Source organism: Asaia krungthepensis NRIC 0535, from assembly GCF_025995175.1.
GTDB classification, from domain to species: Bacteria; Pseudomonadota; Alphaproteobacteria; order Acetobacterales; family Acetobacteraceae; genus Asaia; species Asaia krungthepensis.
In genome coordinates this window covers 386,387-410,035 of the sequence record NZ_BAPV01000004.1, presented here as the reverse complement: position 1 = coordinate 410,035, position 23,649 = coordinate 386,387, and the positions used below count along the sequence as shown (strand labels likewise).

Sequence of the window (23,649 nt, the reverse complement as noted above, 5' to 3'; positions counted from 1 at the left end):
ACATGACTTCCAGCCGGGATGATCCGGCTCACAGAACTCAGGCTCCCCCTCGACCATGATGACGCAGCTTTACGCGGCGCCATCATTTCTCGTCTCGGCATCGCTGACTCTGCCCTGCGTGATTTCACCATCGCGCGTCGGGGCTATGATGCGCGCAAGCGGGGACGCATCGTGCTGGTCTATAGTGTCGATTGTACGCTTGATGACGAGGCCGCCTTGCTGGCCCGTCACGAGAATACACCCTCGATCATGCCGACTCCGGACACGCAGTATGTATTGCCTAAAGCGAATCCGGGAGCCCTGCGCCCTGTCGTGATCGGCGCAGGGCCGTGCGGCGTCATGGCCGCCCTGATTCTGGCGCAGGCGGGGCTGCGCCCCATCGTCATCGAGCGCGGCAAGATCGTGCGTGAGCGTACCGTCGATACTTTTGCCTTGTGGCGCCGTTCCGAGCTGACGCCTGAAAGCAATGTCCAGTTCGGCGAGGGCGGGGCGGGGACATTCTCCGATGGCAAGCTCTATAGCGGTGTGAGCGATCCGCGCCATCTGGGCCGCAAGGTGATGGAGGAATTCGTCAAGGCCGGGGCGCCTGAGGAAATTCTCTATGTCTCCAAGCCGCATATCGGTACGTTCCGCCTCGTATCCATGGTCGAGCATATCCGTGCCGAGATCGAGGCGCTGGGCGGGGAATATCGCTTTGGCGTCCGAGTGGACGGACTGGTAACCGCAGGGGAGCCCCGGCGACTGACAGGTCTCGTGCTCTCCGATGGCACCACACTCGAAACTGACCATGCCATTCTGGCGGTGGGGCATAGTGCGCGCGATACATTCGAGATGCTGCGTCAAGCGGGCGTACCGATGCAGGCCAAGCCGTTCTCGATCGGCGTACGGATTGAACATCCGCAATCGTTGATTGATTGCGCACGGTTCGGCGATCAGGGCGGTCACCCCCTGCTGGGGGCCGCTGACTACAAGCTGGTGCATCATGCCAGTAATGGCCGCGCGGTCTATTCCTTCTGCATGTGCCCCGGAGGCACCGTTGTCGCAGCGACTTCGGAGCCCAATCAGGTGGTGACCAATGGCATGAGCCAGTATTCGCGCGCTGAGCGCAATGCGAATGCGGGGATCGTGGTCGATGTTTCGCCAGAACGCGACTATCCTGATGACGTTCTGGCCGGTGTCGCCTTCCAGCGTCACTGGGAGCGCGCGGCCTTTGTCGCCGGAGGCGGCGATTACAGAGCGCCTGCACAGCGGGTTGAGGATTTCCTTGCCGGGCGCCCCTCTACCACACTGGGCGATGTCGTGCCCTCCTACAAGCCGGGTGTCACGCCCACGGATCTGTCGCTCTGTCTGCCGGAGTTCGCAGTACAGGCCATCCGGGAGGCCCTGCCGGCCTTCGAACGTAAGCTTAAGGGCTTTTCGATGGGAGATGCTGTTCTGACTGGCGTCGAAACGCGGACCTCATCCCCCATTCGTCTGCCCCGGACCGCCGAGGGACAGAGCCCCGGCCTGATCGGACTCTTTCCTGCCGGTGAGGGGGCTGGTTACGCAGGCGGCATCCTCTCGGCCGGGATCGACGGGATCAGAGCGGCAGAGTGGGTTATTGTGGCGAACAAAACACCGGAAAAAACAGACTGATCCTGCCGCGGGGCGATGCGCGTACCGCGCGAGATCTGTCCTCCCCGTGAAGAGGGGTCTGTCCGGAAGCGTTATTATCTGGTGAGTGGCCCTGAAAGTTCCGTCAAAGCCGGATAATATACCTGTAAAACCCTCAATGACTGGCGTCGTTGCAGGCTTGTTCCTCTTCCGTGGAGACAAGCCATCATGACGCTCATCGACCCTCGCTCGCGCTATCCGCGCCCGCCCTTCGACATTCAGCCGCAGGAATTTCCCGGCGTCTCGGCCAAGATGAAGCCCCAGCCCGATTATGGCGACGAGAGCTATCGCGGGAGCGAGCGCCTCAAAGGCCTCGTGGCTCTCATCACAGGTGGTGATTCCGGTATCGGTCGCGCTGTGGCCGTGGCCTTTGCCAAGGAGGGCGCCGATATTGCCCTTTCCTATCTTGAGGCGGAACAGACCGACGCTCAGGATATTGCTGCCTCAGTCGAGAAAGCCGGTGCGCGCTGCCTGCTGTTGCCGGGCGATATCCGAGAGAAAACTGTCTGCGAGAATTTGGTCAGCGAGACAGTGGAGGCATTTGGCGGGCTGGATATTCTCGTCAATAACGCGGCATTCCAGCACCCGAGGAAGGACTTCCTCGAAATTGAAGATGAGGAATGGCGTCGCCATTTCGATACCAATGTGCACGCCATGTTCTATCTGACCAAGGCTGCTCTGCCTCATCTGAAGCCAGGGGCGTCGATCATCAATACCTCATCGGTTAACACGCGTACGCCGATGCCCATTCTTATCCCGTACTCCATGACGAAGGCGGCCATCGCCAATTTCACGGTAGGTCTGGCTGGGAGTCTCGTTGAGAAGGGCATCCGCGTGAACGCTGTGCTCCCTGGGCCGATCTGGACGCCTTTCATTGCGACCGGCATGCCGCCCGAGCAGCACAAGGATTTTGGATCGCAGGCCCCCATGGGCCGTCCCGGTCAGCCTGCCGAACTCGCTGGCGCCTATGTCTATCTGGCTGATCCGAATAACAGCTACACTACCGGTGCGTTGCTGCCTGTTCATGGTGGCATGCCTCAGCTCTGAGAACGGTTATCCGGTTCGGATATTGAAAAGGGGAGCGTTAAACGCTCCCCTTTTTCGTTCTGCCGACCATACAAATTGCGGCCGGCAGCGCAGCGCGTATGAGATGGCTTTACCCCATCATGTGACGCTGGTTTGTCAGCACCCAGAGCGTACCGCCCACCATCAGGACGACAATCAGCAGCGAGAACAGGATGAGCTGCAGATCGTCCCGATGGGAGCGCGACAGGTCGATATGCAGGAAAAACCGGAAATGCACGATGACCTGCACGAGCCCTGCGACAGCGATGACCCAGATCAGGGCAGCAGGGGAGAGCAGCCCAAGCATAACTCCGGCGAAGGGAATGGCAGAGAGCAGGATGGCTGACACGAGCCCGATGATATAGCCGTGCAGCTCCTGCCGGCGTTCCGCAGCATGATCATCGTTCATGACAGAACTCCCAGCAGGTAGACGATCGAGAAAATGCCGATCCAGACGATATCCAGAAAATGCCAGAACAGGGCGAGGCGCATGAAGCGCGTCTGCACCAGCGGATCGAGGCCGAACTTCGCGACCTGGGCGAACATGATCAGCATCCAGATACAGCCGCTCGTCACATGCAATCCATGGGTCCCGATCAGCGCCCAGCTTGCCGAAAGCCAGCCGGACCGCGAGGGAACACCGCCTTTGGACGCCATGGTGAAGAAGTCGTGCAACTCGAGTGACAGGAAGGTCAGGCCGAGCAGAAGGGTGACGCCGAACCAGAAGAGTGTCTTGCCGGTTGAGCGGTCATAGCGCATCGCAAGCGTTGCAAGACCGCATGTGAAGCTGCTGAGCAGCAGCGCCACAGTCTCCCAGGCTGCCGAACCGAGATCGAAGAGTTCATGCGGACCCGGCCCCCCGGCGAGAGAATGACCCATCGTCGCGTAGGTGGCGAACAGCATCGAAAAAATGATGAGGTCGCTCATGAGAAAGACCCAGAAGCCGAAAAGTGCCTCCTCGGCCTCGGAGCGCGCAGCTTCCTTGCGGGATTCAGGTGCCGCATTGCTCATGCGAATACCGATATGGCTCGGACCCTTGCCGTGTATTGCCTGCGCCATCACACGGGCTCCCTGACCAGACCGCGATTGGCGGTAGTGAACATCGCATCATTGGCGATGGCTGGACTTTCACGCAATGTCAGCAGCCAGCGTTCCTCTGTCTCACGGATCTCGGCGGCGGGGATGATCCGGAACGTATCGCGGTTGAAGCTGCGGGTAATGATCGCCCCGAAAAACACCCCTGCGCCCAGCAGCACAGCCCACCAGACGTGCCATGTCAGGGCAAAGCCGAAGACCCCGCTCGCCACACAGCATACGAAGCCAACCGGTGTGTTCGAGGGAAGTTCGATGTCGTAATAATGTTCCGGTGCACGCCAGGCTGTGTGCTGCTTCTTGGCCTGATGGAACGCATCGACACTGTCGATCTGCGGAATGAGCGCGAAATTATACTCCGGGGGTGGGGCGGCAATCGACCATTCCAGCGTGCGGCCATTCCATGGATCGCCTGCCGGTACGGCAAGGCTTTGGCGGTCACGTATGCTGGTCCAGAGCTGGATTACCATGCTGGCCAGTGCACAAAGCACGAGCAGCGCGCCGCAAAGGGCGACCCAGAGATAAGGCCGATAGACGGCCTCGAAGAACTCCTGACTGCGACGGGGCATGCCCAGCGCCCCAACGATATAGAGCGGCATGAACGCCAGGATGAAGCCTCCAACCCAGCAGCCGAAAATGATCCGTCCCCAGCCCTCGTGCAGGCGGAAACCGAAGGCCTTGGGAAACCAGTAATGATAGGCGCTCAGCATCCCGAAAAGCAGACCGGGGATCAGCATGTTGTGAAAATGGGCCACGAGAAACAGCGTGTTGTGCACCTGATAATCGAACCCCGGATTGGCCAGCATGACGCCCGTGGCGCCACCAACAACGAAAAGCACCATGAAGGCGCAGGCATAGAGCATCGGCACGCTGATGCGGATGCGCCCACGCACCATGGTCAGTAGCCAGTCATAGACTTTCACACCGGTAGGAATGGCAATGAGCATGGTGGCGATCCCGAAGATCGCGTTGACGTTCCCGTCCTGCCCCATGGTGAAGAAATGATGCAGCCATACCGTGAAGGACAGCACGGCGATGGAGATCGTGGCCCAGACCAGGGAGGTGTAGCCATAGAGCCGCTTGTTCGAGAACGTGGCAATGGTTTCCGAATAGACGCCAAAGGCGGGCAGGATCAGGATGTAGACTTCGGGATGACCGAACAGCCAGAACATGTTGATGTAATTCATCATGTTCCCGCCCAGTTCATTGGTGAAGAAATGCATTCCCAGATAGCGGTCCATTGCAAGCATGAGCGTGGCGACCGTCAGCGGCGGCATGGCAAAAATCATCAGGATGGAAATACACAGAGCCGTCCATGCAAAAAGCGGCATGCGGAACAGGGTCATGCCCGGCGCGCGCTTCTTGTAGATGGTGACGGCAAAATTGATGCCCGTCATCGTGTTGCCGATCGAACTCAGTGTCAGAGCCCAGATCCAGTAATCCACCCCGACACCGGGGCTGAAAGAGAGCTCGGTATAGGGGGGATAGCCTGTCCAGCCACCGGTCGAGAACTTGCCGATGCACAGTGAGATCATCATCAGCACCGCGCCCGCACTGGTCAGGCCGAGGCTGATGGAATTCATGGCCGGAAAGGAGACGTCTCGCGCGCCGATCTGCAGCGGCATGGCGAAATTGTAGATGCCGATCAGGAACGGCATGGCCATGAAGAAGATCATGATCGTGCCATGCGTTGTGAAAAGCTGCGCAAAATGCTCGGGCGGTATGAAGCCGGGGTTGTTATAGGCGACGGCCTGTTGCGAGCGCATGACGGCTGCTTCGACCACGGCGCGCGCCAGCATGACGAATGACACCACCACATACATGATGCCGATGCGCTTATGGTCGACACTGGTCAGCCAGTCGATCCAGAGCGATTTCCATCCCTTGATCCAAGTCACGAAGCCCAGCACGGCCAGAGCGCCGAGCACCACCACCGAGGCGGCTCCCGTGGCGATGGCGCTGTAGAAGGGCAGGGCGTCATAGCCAAGATTGCCGAACAGTAAATGGCGCAAATGCTGATCTCCGGTCTTGGGGGCGCTGTATGGGCAGCGCCGGAATGTCAGGCTCGATCAGCCAGGAGTATGAGGTGCAGAATCAACGGTCATGGATGCGTCGTAGCGACTGACGATGTCATGGAAGAAATGTTCCGGCACGTCCGAAAAACTTGGCATGGCCGCCTTGGGGTCATGAAGCAGCGCCTGTGCCGACTGGCGACCAGTCTCCTGATGCCTGAGAATATCGTATGTTCCGGGGTCGAGATGCAGCGTGCTGGTGCGCGCCTGAGAGAGCCATTGCTCGAAATGGTCGGACGGCACCACGTCGACAGCAAATTTCTGATCCTGGAATCCCATACCGTTGAACTGCGTATTCTCGCCCAGATACCGCCCGGGCCGGTCTGCCAGCAAATGCAATCGCGTGACCATTCCTGCCATGGCATAGATCTGGCTGCCCAGCGAAGGTATTAGAAAGGACTGCATGGTCGCGTCCGAGGTAAGGCGGAACATCACTTCGCGTCCCTGCGGCAGGACCAGATGATCCAGGCTCGCCACATGCGCATCAGGATAGATGAAAAGCCATTTCCAGTTGAGCGCGACCACATCGATCGTCATCGCGGGTTCGTCGTGGATGGCGCGGTCAGGGCTGTATCGGCGTTCCGGTCCCCAGACGAGCAGGGAGAACGCAATCACCACAATGGCGGGAAAGCCCCAGACGAGAAATTCCAGTGGCAGGGCGAAGTCCCAGTCCGGTCGAAAAGCCGCCCGCCGATTGCTGGCACGGTAATGCCACAGGCAGAACGGTACGCCGATCAGCACAGGCAGAATGACCAGGACGAGCCCGCCAACGAGAAGCCCGAACCAGTGAAGCTGCAAGGCGGCGATGGGACCGGCCGGGTCCAGGAATGAGATATGATCGGCCTGGCATCCAGCAAGGAGGCATAACGGCATCGCCAGGCTCAGGCGAAGGGCATGGAGACCCTGACGCAGGGCCGTTTTGATCGGGCTCGGTCTCGGCACGTGCGTTGGGTTCCATGGCAAGGGTTCGCTCTGAGTAACTCGCGATCGTGATCAGCGTTTCCCCATTTTCATCTTAAAATGTCTTTTCATGTCTGAGCGCAGGGCGTTGCCGCGCGTAGTTGTCAGGACGCGTGCCCGATTTGCACAGGGTGGTTTCGGGGCTAAGATGCTCACCAGGCAACCCGGACCAGCGTCCCGCGTCTGAACAGCAAGCCTGGTCGAACAAGAAGGAGGCGAAGGTCATGTTCCCACGTTCTTTTGCGGCTTTTGCCGCGTCTGTCCCGCTTTGCCTTCTTGCGGTTTCCGCTCATGCGGTGCCGGGCGCCACGACGTCGATCACGCCGCAGGAAAATGCAACGCCTGACAAATCGGCCCCGGTAGAGGATTCAGCCATCAACTTCACGTTGCAGGAAGTCGGTGGCGGTCTTGGTTATGAATGGGGCAAGGGTACGCTGCATCATAACGGCAAGGACTATGCTTTCGAGATCGGCGGCGGCGGCATTGCTTCTATCGGCTATATTGCGGTCAAGGGTACGGGTACGGTGAAGGACCTCACCCGTCTCGACCAGTTCGATGGCACCTACTGGACGGTCAAGGCCGATGCGGCGATCGGCTCTGGCGTCGGCGCGGCTGTTCTCGAGAATCAGTACGGCGTGAAGCTCGATCTCAAGATGTCGATCAAGGGCGCGCATGTCGGCGCTTCGGTCATGCGGTTGCGCTTCCGCCTGCTGCCGGACAAGACCGAGAAACTGGCGGCTCAGTAATTCCCTCCCAACAGGGACTCAGACTCTTTCACTGAAGAACGAGGGTAATCCGGAATGGAAATGACCGGCTGGCGCGTCACAGGCGCGGCGCTGAGCTTCATCATCCAGCTGATCTTTATCGGCCGCGCGCTCATGAGGCCGCATCGTCAGCCAGCCTCGCGCGTGGCGTGGGTCGCGATCATCGCGGCGTTGCCCGTGCTTGGCACTCTTGCCTATCTCATGCTTGGTGAAACCAATATGGGATCGCGCCTCGTCAACCGGATAACCGAGGCCCGTAAGACCCTGCGCGTGCCCGGCAAGAATGACGAGGCCCTGATCGATGCGGAGGAGAAATATCGACTCCCGCCGCGTCTTGCACCGCTCTTTCGCGTGGGCCAATCCGCCAGCGGCTATCCGCCTGAGGGCGGTAACAAGGCACGCCTTCTCCCGGACTCGAACAGCGCTATTGCCTCCATGGTTTCCGATATCGATGCCGCGCGAGACCATGTGCATATCTGCTTTTATATCTGGCTCACCGATCATAACGGGATGCAGATCGTCGAAGCCATATGCCGCGCGGCTTCCCGCGGTGTCAGGTGCCGTATCATGGCGGATGATCTCGGGTCGCGTCATCTCATCCATCATGAAGCATGGAAGAAGATGGAACGCGCTGGCGCCCATGTTGTGCGCGCGATGCCGCTCGGTAACATCGTCACCTGGCCGCTTCATGGTCGTATGGATATGCGCAATCACCGCAAGATCGTGGTGATCGATAATCGCCTGACCTATTGTGGCAGCCAGAACTGCGCCGACCCCGAATTCCGCCCCAAGGCGCGTTTTGCGCCATGGGTGGACCTGATGACCCGTTTCGAGGGGCCGGTGGTGCTGCAGAACCAGCATCTCTTCGCAACGGACTGGATGGCCCATACGGACGAGGATCTGGGACCGCTTCTGGACTCTGCCAAACTCGTCGAGGGAGAGGGTTTCGTTGCACAGGTAATCGGCACCAGCGCCGCACTGCGCTATGCCGCCATGCCTGAGGTGTTCGTTTCGCTCATGAATGCGGCTTCACGCGAGCTTACGATCACCACCCCCTATTACGTCCCCGATGAGCCCATCCAGGCGGCGCTCTGCGCCTCGGCCCGTCGAGGGGTGAAGGTGACGATGACGGTGCCTACCCGCAATGATTCCTGGATCGTGGCAGGTGCCAGCCGAAGCTATTACGCCGAGCTTCTTGAAGCAGGTGTGCGCATTTTCGAATACCCGCTCGGACTTCTGCATACCAAGGCGCTGACGCTCGATGGCGGGATGGGCATGATCGGCTCCGCCAATCTCGACCGACGCAGCTTCGATCTGAATTTCGAGAACAATATCCTCTTCGCTGACGAGGACTTCACGGCTCAGATCCATGCGCGCCAGGAAAGCTATTTGCGTGATGCGGTGGAGATTACGCTCGACGATGTCCGCGCCTGGCCATGGTATCGCCGTCTGTGGAACAATACGCTGGCGATGATCGGCCCCGTTCTGTAAGCGAGGCCCTAAGTCTGGGGAGTGTCCTGCGCCAGTATTGCAGTGAGGCGCGCTGTCCATGCTTCGTGGCGCGGCAGCGCACACGCGCCTGACTGCGCAATTTCACGGACCGACAGGCTGTTGACCAGCCATGCTCCCCGGGATGCGCACAGAGAATCCGGGGTGATGCTCTTCTCGACGCATTGGCCGGTTGCGAGCAACGCCGCGCGTGCGATCCCTGCCAGCGCCCCATCCTCAAGCGGTGGTGTGATCAGTCGAGAGCCGTCCAGAATGACAAGGCTGGCTGCGCTGGATTCAGCGATATGCTGCCCATTACCCGAGAGGAGAAGCGCGTCATCAAACCCCGCCTCACTGGCCTCGAGACGGGCAAGGATCTGAGGCAGGTAGTTCAGATGCTTGATGCGGCTCAGGGGCGAGGCGCCGTCCCGGCGCCAGGGACTGATCTGTACGCGGCAGGGCGGTAATGCGGCGACGGGAAGGGCCTGGGTGATCAGAAGCGTCGGGGACGGGGTGGCCGGGGGGAGCACTCCGCGCGGCCCTGCGCCACGGGTCAGGGTCAGGCGTAACGAGCCTTCTGCCATACCATTGGCGGCAACCAGTTGGTCAAGAGCCTCCTGCAGCACCGTGCGATCAGGCAGAGGCAGGCGCAGCAAGGCCGCCCCTGCGGTCAACCGGGCCAGATGCGCTTGCAGACGCATGATTTTCCCTGCGCTGAGGCGCATAGTCTCGAAAAGGCCATCACCCAGCAGAAGCCCCCGGTCCTGCGGGTCGATGCGGGCTTCGGAAACGGCTTCGAGCCCCTGATTGTGCCAGAGAAACCTCATGAGCCAAACAGGGCCAGCAGGGCTGCGGCTTTGAGGCGCAGTTCTTCATATTCGCGCCCCGGATCGGAGAGCGTGGTGATGCCGCACCCAACGCCGAGACCGATTTCCTGCGGAGACATCAGTAGACTGCGAATGATCACGCTGCTGTCGAGCGCGCCATCCGCGCCGATGCGAAACAGTGTCCCGCAATAGACCCCGCGCGCAGAGCGTTCGATCTGGTCGATCACCTTGAGTGCCTGATGCTTGGGTGCTCCCGTGACTGAGCCCGGCGGGAGCGTGGCGCGTAACAGATCGAGCGCGGTTCTGCCTTGCTCGAGTTGCCCCTGCACCGAAGATACCAGATGATGCACATGGGCAAAGCGTTCGACGGCGCAGAGCACGGGCACCTGAACCGAGCCGATCCGTGCCACACGCCCGATATCGTTGCGCATCAGGTCGGTAATCATCAGATTTTCGGCATATTCCTTCTCGTCACATGCGAGAACGGCGGCAATCCTCGCGTCTTCCTCAGGACTGGCGCCGAGCGGGGCGGTGCCCTTGATCGGGCGCGTCTCGATCGCCCCTGTTGGCGTCATGCTCAGGAACCGCTCGACCGACGCGCTGAGCAGTGCAAAATCGGGCAGGGTGAAGAGCGCGCCAAAAGGCGCAGGGGAAGTACGACGCAGGGCGCGATACAGCCTCGCTGCCGTGAGCCCTTCGGGCCGTTGCGCGCGGAATTGCGTGGTCAGATTGGCCTGAAACATCTCCCCCTGATCGATCCGAGCGATCATGTCTTCGACGGCGCTTCTATACGCCATCTGGTCGAGATCGGGCGTGAAGTCGAGCCGGAGCATGGGGGCGAGGGGAGCGGAGCAGCATGGCAGGGCGACCGGCATAGGGGCATCGCAAGCACTGCTCCAGTACAGGCGCTTTTCCTGTCGATCGAACACGAAGGCGCCCGTGTAGCGCGCCGCATGGAGGGCTGGGAGCACAGGCGTATGACGCGACACGATGCCTTCGAGCGCGAGCCCGGCCTCGTAGCTGGCAAGCCCGATTACCCCTCCTGAAAACGGGAGAGGGCATGGGGCTTCGGGTTTCGGAACGAGGGCTTCGAGTTGCGCCCAGTCACCGGGCGTGTCGAGGGTCAGGGTCGCTTCCGGTGCGCAGCAGAAGAACGACCAGCGCGCTCGTTCGCCGATGGGGCCACCGCTATCGAGCATCACCGACCACGGCATGTCGCCATATCGGGCCACAAAGGCATCGGGCGAACGCCAATCCAGCGCCTGAACGATCATCGGGCGCCGCCAGACGCGCAAGCCCCGACAGGAACAAGGGCTGGAAGGAGGGAGGAACGCCGCATCCTCCGGCCTTAGCGCGCGCCTTGCCGGGCGTCCAGTCAATCAGGAGGCGCGACGCTTCTCAGGTATTTTTCGGGTCGATGGTCTTGAACCCGTAGGTGACGTAATCCGGGATGACCCGGCCTTTCTCCACGCGCACCGTCAGATAGCCTTCGGGTGTGCCAAGACGTGTGCCATGCCACCAGTTGCCCGACACGGCGCCACCTGTGATGTAGGGCACGCCATGCCACGTGACGGTTTCAAGCACGTGGGTATGACCCTGAAACACCCCGATCACGTTGTAATGGTCGAAGAGATCCAGAACCTGCCAGGCATTCCTGACGCGCATGCCCTGATGGGCAGGGGGCTTGCCCGGCGGCGGAGCATAATCCTCCACGGCGGTGACAAGCGGTATATGGGTCGACACAATCACGGGTGTCCCTGTGGGCATGGCTGCCAGATCGCGGCTGAGCCATGCAATCTGGGCCGGGTCGATATAGCCCTCATAGGACCGGTCAGATGTGATGCCGATGGAATCCAGCACCACGAAATGCACCCCCTTATGGTCGAAGGCGTAATAGGGTGCGCCAAAATTATCGGTGTAATACTTCTTACCGTAAAGCGGGTCGGTGGGTTCGATGCCACTCTTGGTATACACGCCCATGATGTCGTGATTACCCATGGTATTATACACTTGATGGCCCAGCGTATCGGCTGTCTGCTTGTACAGGTCCATCAGGCTGAGTGCGCGTGATTTCGGAACGCCCAGTGCATCGAAAACATGATCGCCCCCCTGGAGGGTGAAATCGACATTGGCTGTGCGGGCTTGGCGAAAGCACGCCATGCAGCCTTTGGCAGCGTCGAGTTCCGGCTGGATATGGGTATCGGTCAGAAAGATGAAGCTGAAATCCTCATGCGGCAGAAGAGCCGGGCGCTGTGGCACCAGCGCCAGCGCCCGGTCAGACAGCCCGAGCGTTCCGGCGGCCAAACCGGTGAGCGCAGCCGAGCGGAGAAAACGGCGTCTGGGGAGCAGCATCGAAACATCCTTCCTTGGTCCATGGCCGCGCCATCAGACCGTCTCTGTTGAAGGCAGGCATAGACCGCCGCGTGTCTGGCGTCAGTGAAGTTTCAATGACAGAAGACACAGGAAGACATGCGCATCACCCGGAGCACGCCCCCCGCATTCGAGAGGCTGCTGGAAGGAACGCTTGGTCATTCAGGCGTAGTTGGGCTGGCATCGATCCAGGGCCTGTACGGCCACCTCGCCGAATTCGAGATCGCTCAAAGTGATCGAGGCGTGAAAGACCTTGCCGAAATTCTCATTGGTCCCCCAGGCGGAAAAGCCACCGCCGCGACCACGCGTCGCGACGATCCGCACCTGATCTCCCTGGTCGTCCGGCCAGTCGATATAGATACCAGCCGATTTGGACATGGTGGTCAGAACATCCTTGAAGCCAAATTCCTGCTGGATACGTAACCAGAATTCATGCGACTTCCAGTCTGATTCGTCATATGCGGGCTTTGAGATCTCACTAGGGATAGGCCGAGGCAAATGCGCTCCGAGATCCTCGCTGCTATATAGCGCCTTCTTGAGATTGGCCCCGATCCATTCCGTCGTAACCTGTTTGCGGGGAATGAAAGTCGACCAGCCCGAGCGCGAGAAGTGACTCCCTCCCCAACGCTCCTTGCAGATTACGGCCACATATTTTCTGGTGCGGATGACCTGGGCACGCCGGGTGGGGATCTGCCAGGAGGGAATGACGGTGCTCATGCGATATCTGCACTCCTGAACAGGCTAATGTCGGGTCAGGTCAGGATTGGCGACGATGCGAATTTGGGCAAGGGCAAGGGTCGTGACGATGACTTTATCGCGCCTTCCTCTTGTCTGACCTTGTGCCACTACCCGTCTTAGAAGGTCCGTTCGCAAATCACACTTGTAAGATACCCAGTGCCGCCGTGCTGCCCTTGTCGACGAGGCAGAGGAAAAGGGAGCGTGCCGAGGCACTATTGCCTGTTGCGCCGAAATGTCGTTGTGCCTCGGTGAAAGCCGTGACCCAGCTTGCCACGAGGACAGAGGCGCATAGCGAGAGTGCGGCATCGAGCGTCAGTCCGGACTCTGACAAATCCTCCGACCGAACTGGTTTCTGCGGGGTGGCCTCCAGCGCGCGGGTAAGATCGCGCCTTATGTCGGCCGTGACCTCATCGCGCAGAGCGCGGGCACGTGATTTGAGGGTCTCGCTCGCCAGAAGCGTATCGATAAATCCCTGAGCCTGGGGCGCAAAGCGCAGGAACGGTGCGTCCTGCGCCACCAGATCATGGGCAAGAGCACGCAGCCGTTCCACTGGATGCAGGGGAGAGGGGGCGAGAATGGCGGCGCTCAACGTGTCGCGTATGACGGCTTCGCGATCGAAGAACAGATCCTCCTTGCGCGCAAAATGATTGAACACGGTCATACGCCCCACATCGGCGGCCTCGGCAATCGCATCGATCGTGACCTTGTCGAACCCGTGTTCGGCAAAAAGAGCGGTCGCGATGTCAGAGATACGCTGCCGCGTGGCGAGGCGTCTTTTCGTGTGTCGGTCGATCCTTGTTGACATGCGCATCCACTATCAGAAAACTAGACCGAGTACAAATATGGATTCGGTCTATGAAACATACGGATGTCGTGATTGTCGGGGCCGGGCCAGTCGGGCTCCTGCTCGCTCTCGAACTCGAGCGGGCAGGAGCGTCGTGCGTCGTGCTGGAGGCCCGTGAGCAACAGGAAGAGGTGCAGAAAGCCCTTTCCGTGGGGCCGCTTGGGGCCGAGGCCCTGATGAGGCGGGGCATGGGGCCAGAACTCGATGCCCTGGAGGCACGCAGCCAGGCCTTGATGGCGCCCTTCCTGTCCGGATCTGGCGGCGGGTGGCGTCAGTCCGGCAAGGAGGGGCGGCGCTTTGCCGGCCATTTTGCGGGTATTTCCCTGCTCAGTCAGGAGCAGGACCGTCAACGTCCGACACGCCTGATCGACCAGCGTCATCTTCAGGGTGCCTTGCAGGACGAGGTGGAAAGACGGGGGATTATGCTGCGCCGCCCGTGCAGGGTGACGGGAGTGGAGGAGGGGCAGGAGGCTCTCATCCTGACCTTCACACGCGAGGACGGTCAGGTTGAACGTATCGCCTGCCGCTATGCCGTCGGATGCGATGGCGCGCGCAGCACGCTGCGCAAACTGGGGGGCTTCGCCTTTCCTGGTACAGACCCTACGCTCAGCTTTTATCAGGTCTTCGTGGCCTTCGATGGAGCGCATGCGGTCCGGCCCGCCGGGTGGCAGATGCAGCCGGGCGGTGTCATGGCCTATGGTCCGATACCGGAGCGGCTCTTCCTCGTCGATTACTCCGGTCCACCGCCAGAAGGGCAGACCATCCCGACCCAGATGCAGGTGGAAGCCGCAATCGAGCGCGTTTGCGGGCGTGGGATGAAGCTCTCGGCCTATCGAGGCGGGCGTTGCTGGACCGATCATACGAGGCTTGTCGACCAGTATCGGCAGGGCAGGATTTTCCTTGCCGGAGATGCCGCGCATATCCATCCGCCTTTCGGGGGACAGGGCCTTGGGCTGGGTCTGGTCGATGCCGCCAATCTGGGCTGGAAGCTGGGCGCCGTCCTCTCGGGGCGTATGCCCGAAACCCTGCTGGACAGCTATGAGCAGGAGCGCCGCTCGGTTGCGCGCGATGTGCTGGACAATACCCGGGCCCAGACAGCCCTTATGCGACCCGATCCACAATCCCGTGCGCTTCATGCGCTCATGGCCGAGATGCTGAGCCGCGATGAGCCCTGCGCGGCACTCGGAGCCCGGATGAGGGGCTACACAATGCATTATGACACCATAGCGCATTCGGCGGATTGTCCCGCGCTCGGAACCCTTCCCGGCGATCAGGTTCTGCCCGATGGACGCTCGGTTTTCGGGTTGATGCAGCAGGGGGCGGGCGTTCTTCTGGTACCTGATCAGGCGATACACGCCTTCCAGGGCCTGACGATACCGGGAAATCTCGTGCTGGCGTCGTGGCATGAGGCATTCGTATGGCTCCTGCGCCCCGATGGATGTCTGGTCTGGCAGGGGGCGCCTCAGGAGCGCGCCTCCCTGAACACGGCGCTCGTCAGATGGTTCGGTGCCAGTCTGGACGCGTGAGCGGACGTTGACGCAGGGGCCATCTTGAGGTCGTTATGCCTGCGAACCGATATCTCAGGAGGCAGAATGCGCGCTCAGCATGGTAACAGGGGCCGATCATCGTGGAGACGGGCTCTCCTTATCGGAGGGGGCTTCATGGTCTGCCCTGTTCTCGCGCCGAGTGTCGTATGGGCAGATGATATCGGTCAGATCGTGAGCGACTACGATCATTTCACATCAGCACTCGACCCGGTTTCCGCAGCCTCACGGGGCGATCTGGATGCGGCCGAGCGCTGGCCGGATGACAGCCCTGCCGCTGAGGCCGCTCGGCTGAGGCAGAGACAGAAATTTCGGCAACGCCTCGCTGCGCTCGATCCGAAATCGCTCAAGGGCGAGGACAGCCTGAATGCCCGGCTGATGACATGGGAAAACGATCTCGCCATCGAGGGCCAGAAATTCGATCCCTCGCGTATGCCTTTCACCAGTGATGAAGGGTTCTATCAGGAGGTGGGCTACGCAGCCGATAACACGCCCTTGCGTAGCGAGGCCGATGCACGACGCTGGCTCAGGCGCATGGAGCGTATTCCGGCCTATGACGCCCAGCAGATCGCCAATATGCGCCGCGGCATCGCCACCCGCTTCGTCCAGCCCAGATTGATTGCGGAAATTGCGTATCGCGCGGTCAAGGCGCAGGCGGATCTGCCTGAGCAGGACAATCCTGCCCTGCGCCCTTTCGACAGCTTGCCAGCCACAATGCCGCAGGCGCAGCGCCATGCCCTGCGTGACGAGGGCGCGCGCATCGTGCATGACAGGATCAAACCAGCCGAGCGCGCACTGGCGGCGTTTTTCGAGCATGATTACCTGCCGGCCAGCCGCGACACGCTCGGCGCGTCGTCCTTGCCGGAGGGGCGCGCCTATTATTCATGGCTCGTGCGCAGCGAAACCACGACAACCCTGACACCCGACCAGATCTTTGCTCTGGGGCAGTCCGAAATCGCCCGTATCCATGGCGAGATGCAGCGCCAGATGACAGCGGTCGGGTTCAAGGGGGATTTCAAGGCGTTTGTCGCGCAGATCAAGGCCGATCCGCGCTTTTATGTCATCACGCGCCAGGCGCTGATGGAGAAGGCGAGTTTCCTTGCCAAGAAAATCGATGGCGCGCTGCCGCATTTGATCGGCAAACTGCCACGCCTGACCTATGGGGTGCGCGAAGTGCCGCGCGCGATCGAGGAGGGCTATACGACCGGGCGTTACGATCCGGGCAGCCCGACGCTGGGTATTGCGGGTGGGCTGATGATCAACACCTCGCATCTGGATCAGAGGCCACTTTACGAACTGCCTTCGCTCGTCGCGCATGAGGGCGTCCCGGGCCATCATATCCAGATCGCTCTCGCGCAGGAAATGACCGACCTGCCGGGATTCCGGCGTGATTACGCCACGACGGCCTTCGTGGAAGGCTGGGCGCTCTATTCCGAGCAGCTTGTCAGTGAGATCGGGCTTTATCCAACGCCCTATGAGCGCTTTGGCCAGCTTTCAATGGAGATGTGGCGCGCCTGTCGTCTCGTGATGGATGTGGGGCTGCACTGGAAGAACTGGACGCGCGACCAGGCGCTTGCCTGCCTGCGCGACAATACGGCCCTGGCGGAAAAGAATATCCAGAACGAGACCAATCGCTACATCTCCTGGCCGGGTCAGGCCCTGGGCTACAAGATTGGCGAGATGACCATTCTCGATTTGCGCCATCAGGCCGAAAAGGCGCTCGGTGCCCGATTTGACGAACGGCGCTTCCATGATCTGGTCCTCGATGAAGGGGCCATGCCGCTGGCTCTGCTGCGCGAGCGCGTGGCGGAATGGATTGAGTCTGAAAAAACCCGCAAGGGATGAGGTCTGAGGACCGGGAGGGAGGATACCCTTCCCGGCCCTCAGGAAAGAGTCAGCGCAAGCCGCCCGAGGCGATGAGCGTCTCACCCGTCAGCCAGCGCGCATCCTCGGAAGCCAGGAAGACCGCAAGCGGCCCGATATCCTCGACTTCGCCGGTGCGCCCAAGCGGGGTCTGGGCAATGATTGCCTTCTCCATTTCAGAGCCGATGACGCTGGCAGTGTTGGTGCCCTCTGTCTTGATCAGACCCGGATTGATGGCATTCACCCTGATCTGGCGCGGGCCGAGCTCGCGAGCGAGGGTGCCCGTAATGGCATCGATAGCGCCCTTGGTGCCGCTATACACAGCCGTCTGGGCCGGGGTGATACGCGTGACGACCGAGCTGATATTGATGATGGAGCTACCCGCCGAAAGATGCGGGCTGGCCGCCTGCGTCACCAGAAGCGTGCCGAGAACATTGATGTCGAAGATGCGGTGGAAATGCTCTTCGGTGATATCCTCGATGGCGGCAAATTCATACACGCCCGAATTGTTCACGACGATGTCGAGACGGCCAAAACTCTTGATCGCCTTGTCGATGATGGCACTGGCTCCTGTCTTTTTCGAGACATCGCCCTGAACCGCAACGGCCTTGCCGCCTTCTGCGGTAATGGCCCCAACCAGCTTTTCGGCACCATCCCGGCCAGAAGCGTAATTGACCACGACAGCGGCGCCTGCTTTGGCCAGAGCCCGGGCGATTTCGGTGCCGATGCCCTTGGAGGCACCCGTGACGACCGCGACTTTTCCTGAAAGCTTGCTCATGATGATCCTGCCTGTTCGACATACTCCCTCCGGTGCTCTGCGGCGCGGAAGGAAAGAGGTGTAAGAAAGAGGGGCTGGAGGACTTTATTTGTGGAGCGATGGCTCCAACATAACGCATATGAGAAGCCTGAAGCGGGTTTCAAGGATTTATGGAGCGATGACACCAAAAAAAGAATGCGCCCCGCGCCGCCCTCGTGGCCGCCCCCCATCCTTCGATCGGGAGACAGCCCTCAGCCAGGCCATGACCCTGTTCTGGGACCGGGGCTATGAAGGCACGAGTTTCGATGACCTGATCGGGGTGATGGGGATCAGTGCTTCGAGCTTCTATAACAGCTTCGCCAGCAAGGAGGCGCTGTATATGGAGGCGATCGAGGCCTATGCCCGGCGTGAAGGTGCGTGGTTCACGCAGGCTCTTGAAAGCGATGGTGGCGTTGCAGCAGCCTTTCGGACCATGCTCGACGCAGCGGCGATCGCGTTCACACGCCGCGATGCCCCCTCAGGCTGCATGATTGCCGTGGCCGCGACGCAGTGTTCCCCGGCTCAGTCCCGTCTCAGACAGATGCTGATCGACCAGCGCCATGGCGCCGAGGCGATTATGCAGGCACGCCTTGTCGATGGTGTGAGGATGGGCGAGCTGCCTGAAGATGCTGACTGTGCAGGGCTTGCCGCCTATTTCAGTGCAGTCATCAACGGCATGGGCGTTCAGGCACGCGACGGAGCCTGTCGAGAAAAGTTGCAGCACATAGGGTCTCTTGCCGCATCTGTTCTTCAGGGGAGTGCAAGATCAAAATGATTTTCATTCCGATCTTGATCGCGTATTGAGCCGTAACGAGAGCGATATTATTTGAAAGAGAACCTTGGCACTCGCGCGTTGAACTCTTTCTTGCCGAGTTTTAAATAGCAAACCCACTCGTCAACGGTGATCCTGTTGATATGCGCGGAACGTATCCGGCGTTCTGCGCCCCTGACGCTATGAAAAAGGTGACGACGCGGCCCATGTCCAGTGAGAGCTCTGCCCAAACGCCCGCAGCCGAGGCCCAGACCCCGCCCGTCGTTCAGGCGCAGCCGGCGCCTATGCCTAACCCCTATATTCTTCCGCCCGATCTGCCAACGAATGACGCGGGGCAGGGAATTCATTTCGATTTCAACTGGGGCGCACGCGTTCTCCTCCCGAAAACAGGTGAGGGTCGGTGGCGCGCCACACTCACCGATCTCGATAATTCGACGATCATTTTTCAGGGTGAGCTCGAAGAGGGGCATCTCTCCTCGACAAAGAAATTCTACATCCGTTTCGCGGTGGATGTTGAGCGTATCGCGCCCGATGGAACCGAAACGAAAATCCTGCATCATGAATTCGATGCGCGGGGCAAGATCGTCCATGTCCAGCTTCCGGTAGGTACGCTGGGCGATACGCTGGGCTGGTTCCCTTATGTCGCGCGTTTTGCCGAGCAAAGCGGCGCGCGTGTTATCTGCACACTTGCGAAGGTGTTCATCCCGCTTTTCGCCCCCGAATACCCCGGGATCGAACTGAGCACGAAAGAGGATTTCGAGAAGAGTCCGCTTCGGTCGCAGGTCTACGCCACCTATAACATCGGCCTGTTTTTCGATGACAAGGAGAACATCCACCAGCCCTGCGATTTCCGTTATGTCGGGCTGCATCGTACGGCCGGGTATATTCTCGGGGTCGACCCCACGGAGGAAGCGCCCCGGATCGCCATCGAGGACGATACGCGTCCGATTGACGAGCCCTATGTGTGCATCGCCACTCAGGCCTCGGCGCAATGCAAATACTGGAACAACCCCGGTGGTTGGCTTGGGGTCATCGCATTCCTGAAAACGCGCGGCTATCGCGTGATCTGTATCGATCAGAAGCCATTCAGCGGCACCGGGATTGTGTGGAACCATATTCCCAACGGTGCCGAAGACCAGACGGGCAACCGGCCCCTGGCCGAGCGCGCGCGCTGGCTCAAACATGCCGATCTGTTCATCGGGCTCAGTTCGGGACTGTCATGGCTGGCCTGGGCGACTGGCACCAAGACAGTGATGATCTCGGGCTTCACGCATCCGAACAACGAGTTTCATACGCCCTGGCGTGTCATCTCCTGGCATTCCTGCAATTCCTGCTGGAACGACCCGCTGCACCAGTTCAATCACAACGACTATCTGTGGTGCCCCAGGCACGCCAACACCGACCGTCAGTTTGAGTGCTCGAGGCTGATCTCCACAGACGTCGTCACCAAGAATATCGCTCTCGCCCTGGACGCATGAAGGCTCATTGGACGGAGGGAGGCCAGCATTCCATGATGCTGCCTCCACCATCCCGTCCGGACTGGACTACCGGGGCATGGCGCGGCAGCCCGCCAAAGGCGCGGTCGCACAGCGTGATCCGCCGGGGTGAATTCGCCCGGGGTTGAGCTCAATGACCCTGCGCGAGCGCAGCGAGCCTGATCTTGACCTCTCGCCAGAGGGCTTCCTGAGCGGCAAGGTCGAGATCGGATAGCGTATTGCCGCTCTCGGCAAGGACGGCTTCCATGGTTTCGATCCGTCGGGTGAATTTGGCATTGCCCTGTCTCAGGCAGGCTTCGGGATCGAGACCCAGCTTGCGCGCAAGGCATGCAACGGTGAACAGGACATCGCCGATCTCGTCTTCGAGCCGTGCCTTGTCGCCGCCGGGAAGCTCAGCCCGTACCTCGCCGAGTTCCTCGTTGATTTTCTCGAGCACCTCTTCGGGCGTATCCCAGTCGAACCCGACGCGCGCAGCGCGTTTGCCGAGCTTCTCGGCCCTGATCAATGCGGGAAGGGCGGGGGCGATGCCAGCAAGGATGCCATGTTCCGATCTGGCATTGCGTTCGGCTTGCTTGTTGCGCTCCCACAGATCCGCGTCGAGCGTTTCTCCCGCAAAGACATGGGGGTGGCGGCGCACCATCTTGTCGCCAATCATGCGGGCCACATCGGCGAAGCTGAAGCGACCGGATTCCTCGGCAATCCGTGCCTGATAGACAACCTGTAACAGCAAATCGCCCAGCTCGTCCGGCAGGGACTCCCAGTCTTCGCGTGCGATACTATCCATCACCTCATAGGCCTCCTCGATGGCGAAAGGGGCGATGGTTTCATGGGTCTGAACCCTGTCCCACGCGCATCCTGTCTCGGGATCGCGAAGGCGGATCATGATGCCGATCAGGCGCTCGAGCTGGGCTGCCGAATCCGACGGGTCAGAGGCAGCGGGATGCGAATTACGGGACAGGTCTGGTCGGGCAATCGGGGTGGTCAAGGCGGTCTCCGGTCCGTTTCGTCAGGCAGGCCGGAGTATAGGCGGCGCCAGCCTCAGTTTCCATTATCCTTGCCTGCAGGTTTGCGGAACAGGAAAACGGCCTGGTCCGTATTGCCCCGTATCGACTTGTCGAAAACCGGAAGGCTGTGATCGTCCTGGGCGTTGTGCAGTACGGGGCTGTTGGCCACGAGCTGGAATCCGGCACCCTCCACCTGCTGGAGAATCAGGGCGGGATCGATGCGATGCAGCGTTGTGGGGGCGGTCGTTCCCGATCCGGTTTGCGCAACATGATCGATGACCATGAAGTATCCCCCGGGCTTCAGGGACTGATAGATGGCCCTGTCCATACGCTGCGCCGTTTCCGGCCCCATGCCGCCATAGACATCGTGGTAGTTCTGCGATGTCCAGACGAGATCCAGCGGCTGCGCGACATGGAAATCGACGATCGGCGTCACGACGACCGACACATTGCCGAAAGCCGGATCGGCAGCGATGGCCTGCGCGGTCTGGGGCATCTTCGGATGGCGCGCCGCCATCTCGGCCGGGATCACGGCATAGACATGGCCGCTTTCCCCTGTTTCCAGGCTCAGCAGGCGGGTGAAATATCCGCTGCCGGGCATCAGATCGGCAATCTTCGCTCCCTTGGGCAAGGGAACGAGAGAAAGAAGCTCGAGCGGCTTGCGTGCGGTATCGCGGGCGCGATCGGTTTCCGGGCGGCTCGACGATGCCAGAAGCGCTGTGTCGGGCTTGACGATTGCAGTGCTTGAAGCGCCTTGAGCGCCTGCCGCATGGGCGCGGCCAGAGCTGGAAACGCCCGCTGCGGCTGTAAGAGTGGCGCCGAGAAGGACGCCGGAGAGAATACGGGAATACGTCATGCCGGCTGTCCTGTCTGAAAACATCCCGTCACGCGGGATGGGTTGAAGTCTGTCCTATCGTTTCGGCTTGCACAAGACATACAGAACCATGATGACGGCGACGCTCGACAGGCTTGCCAGAATAGTCTGACGCTGCGCCTGCTGGGCAAGCATGGCCAGAACCACGAGGCCGATGGCGGCCAGAGTGCCGAGGTTGAGGACCGAGCCGAAAGGCAGGGTGAAGGCGCGGTTCTGCGGGTCCTGAAGGCGAAGCACACGATGCGACGATACGATGAAGCCGTAGATCAGCAGCATGACGGCGCCAGTGGCCCCCAGAAGGAACGCGAAGATCAGCTTGGGCGAGAGGATGGAGCAGAAGGCGACTCCGAGCCCCACAATGCTCGAGAATGTTACGGCACGCTGCGGCACCTGCGTTTTCGAGAGCCGGGCAAACCATGCCGGTGCATCATTGAGCTCGGCGAGCCCGCGCAGCGTACGTGACGTGATGTAGATGCTGGAATTGAGGCAGGAGAGTATGGCGGTGAACACCACGATCTGCATCAGCGTGGCAGCGCCCGGGATGCCGATATGGCGCATCACGGTCACGAAGGGCGAGTAGCCCGGGACGATTTCGGTCCAGGGAACCAGTGTCAGGATCAGGATGACGGAAAGGACGTAGAACAATGTGACCCGCACGCCGATGGTGCGCGTCACACGGGCAAGGTTTTCCTCCGCGTTTTCCGATTCTGCGGCGGCAACGGTCGCGGATTCAGAGCCGATCATCGAGAACAGTACGGTAGGCACTGTGGCCAGGATGGCGCCCCATCCATGAGGGAAGAATCCATCATGGCTGTAGACGTTGTGCACGATCCTGGGATGCGGGCCGATGAAATGGCTCAGGCTGAGGAGCCCCAGAGCGCAGAAGGCGATGATGGTTGCAACCTTGATGAGCGAAAGCCAGAATTCGCATTCTCCGAACACGCGTACCGAAACCAGATTGATCAGGTTGACGGCGATGATGAGGAAGGGGGCCAGAATCCAGACGGGCAGGGCAAACCAGTCCTGCAGGGCAATAGCGCCGCCGATCGCCTCGGCACCGATCGTCACCACCCAGAACAGCCAGTAGAGCCAGCCCGAGAGAAAGCCGGCCCAGTTGCCGTGAGCGGTTCGTATGCAATCGATGAATGTGCCGATGCCTGGACGGGCGAGAAGCATCTCGCCAAGCATCCGGATGACGATAACGACGAGAAGACCGGTGCCGATATAGGTGAGCAGGATGGCTGGCCCGGCCTGGGCGATGGCGGCCGAACTGCCGATGAACAGTCCTGCACCGATCACGCCGCCGAGCGCGATCATGGCGATGTGGCGATCCTTGAGCTTGCCGCCATGCAAAAGAGGCGGTTCACCCTCGCGAGAAAAACCTTGGTGTGAAAGCTTATCTTTATCCATCATATGTTGGACAAAGC

General features: G+C 60.5%; 21 protein-coding genes. 8 read left to right on the top strand and 13 right to left on the bottom strand.

Annotated features, from left to right (window positions below; all coding sequences use genetic code 11):
* The first annotated feature begins 18 nt into the window (after positions 1–18).
* Together AA0535_RS04330 and AA0535_RS04325 are read left to right on the top strand one after the other, a co-directional pair.
* Positions 19–1,635 carry an NAD(P)/FAD-dependent oxidoreductase gene (locus AA0535_RS04330; protein ID WP_264814653.1) on the top strand — a complete coding sequence of 539 codons (1,617 nt, stop codon included), beginning with the start codon at positions 19–21 and terminating at the stop codon, positions 1,633–1,635.
* A gap of 186 nt (positions 1,636–1,821) precedes the next feature.
* Positions 1,822–2,700 (top strand): SDR family oxidoreductase, encoded by an 879-nt coding sequence (locus AA0535_RS04325; RefSeq protein WP_264814652.1) that lies wholly within the window; start codon positions 1,822–1,824, stop codon positions 2,698–2,700.
* A 109-nt stretch (positions 2,701–2,809) separates the two neighbouring features.
* Here the strand turns inward: AA0535_RS04325 and cyoD are convergent, their stop codons facing one another.
* From cyoD to AA0535_RS04305, 4 genes are all read right to left on the bottom strand, one after another.
* A complete protein-coding gene (cyoD, locus tag AA0535_RS04320; RefSeq protein WP_264814651.1) occupies positions 2,810–3,127 on the bottom strand; it encodes a cytochrome o ubiquinol oxidase subunit IV in 318 nt (105 codons plus the stop codon).
* Positions 3,124–3,777 (bottom strand): cytochrome c oxidase subunit 3, encoded by a 654-nt coding sequence (locus AA0535_RS04315; RefSeq protein ID WP_264814650.1) that lies wholly within the window; start codon positions 3,775–3,777, stop codon positions 3,124–3,126. Before AA0535_RS04315 ends, cyoD begins: the two co-directional genes overlap by 4 nt.
* Positions 3,777–5,810: a cbb3-type cytochrome c oxidase subunit I gene (locus AA0535_RS04310; RefSeq protein ID WP_373319275.1), complete on the bottom strand. Its 2,034-nt coding sequence runs from the start codon at positions 5,808–5,810 to the stop codon at positions 3,777–3,779. The genes AA0535_RS04315 and AA0535_RS04310 overlap by 1 nt, the downstream gene beginning before the upstream one ends.
* A 69-nt stretch (positions 5,811–5,879) precedes the next feature.
* The gene (locus AA0535_RS04305) at positions 5,880–6,824 is read right to left on the bottom strand and encodes a cytochrome ubiquinol oxidase subunit II family protein (protein WP_264814648.1); all 945 of its coding nucleotides are present in this window, start codon (positions 6,822–6,824) and stop codon (positions 5,880–5,882) included.
* Between the two features lie 242 nt (positions 6,825–7,066).
* On the opposite strand from AA0535_RS04305, the gene AA0535_RS04300 reads away from it, so the two are divergent.
* On the top strand, positions 7,067–7,588 hold the full coding sequence (locus tag AA0535_RS04300; protein WP_264814647.1) for a hypothetical protein: 522 nt from the start codon (positions 7,067–7,069) through the stop codon (positions 7,586–7,588).
* A gap of 60 nt (positions 7,589–7,648) precedes the next feature.
* Positions 7,649–9,097 carry a cardiolipin synthase gene (gene cls, locus AA0535_RS04295; RefSeq protein WP_264814646.1) on the top strand — a complete coding sequence of 483 codons (1,449 nt, stop codon included), beginning with the start codon at positions 7,649–7,651 and terminating at the stop codon, positions 9,095–9,097.
* 8 nt (positions 9,098–9,105) lie between these two features.
* Here the strand turns inward: cls and AA0535_RS04290 are convergent, their stop codons facing one another.
* The 5 genes from AA0535_RS04290 to AA0535_RS04270 form a co-directional block, all read right to left on the bottom strand.
* Positions 9,106–9,921, bottom strand: coding sequence for an aminotransferase class IV (locus AA0535_RS04290; RefSeq protein WP_264814645.1), 816 nt, complete (start codon positions 9,919–9,921; stop codon positions 9,106–9,108).
* Positions 9,918–11,195, bottom strand: a complete 1,278-nt coding sequence (locus AA0535_RS04285; protein WP_264814644.1) for an anthranilate synthase component I family protein — start codon at positions 11,193–11,195, stop codon at positions 9,918–9,920. Before AA0535_RS04285 ends, AA0535_RS04290 begins: the two co-directional genes overlap by 4 nt.
* Positions 11,196–11,319: 124 nt before the next feature.
* Positions 11,320–12,273, bottom strand: a complete 954-nt coding sequence (locus tag AA0535_RS04280; protein WP_264814643.1) for a metallophosphoesterase family protein — start codon at positions 12,271–12,273, stop codon at positions 11,320–11,322.
* A 180-nt stretch (positions 12,274–12,453) separates the two neighbouring features.
* Positions 12,454–13,008, bottom strand: coding sequence for a hypothetical protein (locus tag AA0535_RS04275; RefSeq protein WP_264814642.1), 555 nt, complete (start codon positions 13,006–13,008; stop codon positions 12,454–12,456).
* A gap of 157 nt (positions 13,009–13,165) precedes the next feature.
* Complete coding sequence (locus AA0535_RS04270; protein ID WP_264814641.1) at positions 13,166–13,834, bottom strand: TetR/AcrR family transcriptional regulator; 669 nt, start codon at positions 13,832–13,834, stop codon at positions 13,166–13,168.
* Between the two features lie 50 nt (positions 13,835–13,884).
* Here AA0535_RS04270 and AA0535_RS04265 point away from each other — a divergent pair, with 50 nt between their 5' ends.
* Complete coding sequence (locus AA0535_RS04265; RefSeq protein ID WP_264814640.1) at positions 13,885–15,399, top strand: FAD-dependent monooxygenase; 1,515 nt, start codon at positions 13,885–13,887, stop codon at positions 15,397–15,399.
* 135 nt (positions 15,400–15,534) lie between these two features.
* On the top strand, positions 15,535–17,262 hold the full coding sequence (locus tag AA0535_RS04260) for a DUF885 domain-containing protein (protein ID WP_264814639.1): 1,728 nt from the start codon (positions 15,535–15,537) through the stop codon (positions 17,260–17,262).
* 49 nt (positions 17,263–17,311) lie between these two features.
* Here AA0535_RS04260 and AA0535_RS04255 read toward each other — a convergent pair whose 3' ends face one another.
* A complete protein-coding gene (locus tag AA0535_RS04255; RefSeq protein ID WP_264814638.1) occupies positions 17,312–18,058 on the bottom strand; it encodes a glucose 1-dehydrogenase in 747 nt (248 codons plus the stop codon).
* A 157-nt stretch (positions 18,059–18,215) separates the two neighbouring features.
* On the opposite strand from AA0535_RS04255, the gene AA0535_RS04250 reads away from it, so the two are divergent.
* Positions 18,216–18,851, top strand: coding sequence for a TetR/AcrR family transcriptional regulator (locus AA0535_RS04250; protein ID WP_264814637.1), 636 nt, complete (start codon positions 18,216–18,218; stop codon positions 18,849–18,851).
* A gap of 203 nt (positions 18,852–19,054) precedes the next feature.
* Entirely contained in the window at positions 19,055–20,326 is a 1,272-nt protein-coding gene (locus AA0535_RS04245; RefSeq protein ID WP_373319272.1) for an autotransporter strand-loop-strand O-heptosyltransferase, read from the top strand.
* 148 nt (positions 20,327–20,474) lie between these two features.
* Here the strand turns inward: AA0535_RS04245 and mazG are convergent, their stop codons facing one another.
* The 3 genes from mazG to AA0535_RS04230 form a co-directional block, all read right to left on the bottom strand.
* Entirely contained in the window at positions 20,475–21,302 is an 828-nt protein-coding gene (gene mazG, locus AA0535_RS04240) for a nucleoside triphosphate pyrophosphohydrolase (protein ID WP_264814725.1), read from the bottom strand.
* A gap of 80 nt (positions 21,303–21,382) precedes the next feature.
* Positions 21,383–22,204 carry a class I SAM-dependent methyltransferase gene (locus AA0535_RS04235; protein ID WP_264814636.1) on the bottom strand — a complete coding sequence of 274 codons (822 nt, stop codon included), beginning with the start codon at positions 22,202–22,204 and terminating at the stop codon, positions 21,383–21,385.
* Positions 22,205–22,258: 54 nt separating this feature from the next.
* Positions 22,259–23,539, bottom strand: a complete 1,281-nt coding sequence (locus AA0535_RS04230) for an amino acid permease (RefSeq protein WP_264814635.1) — start codon at positions 23,537–23,539, stop codon at positions 22,259–22,261.
* Positions 23,540–23,649 lie beyond the last annotated feature (110 nt).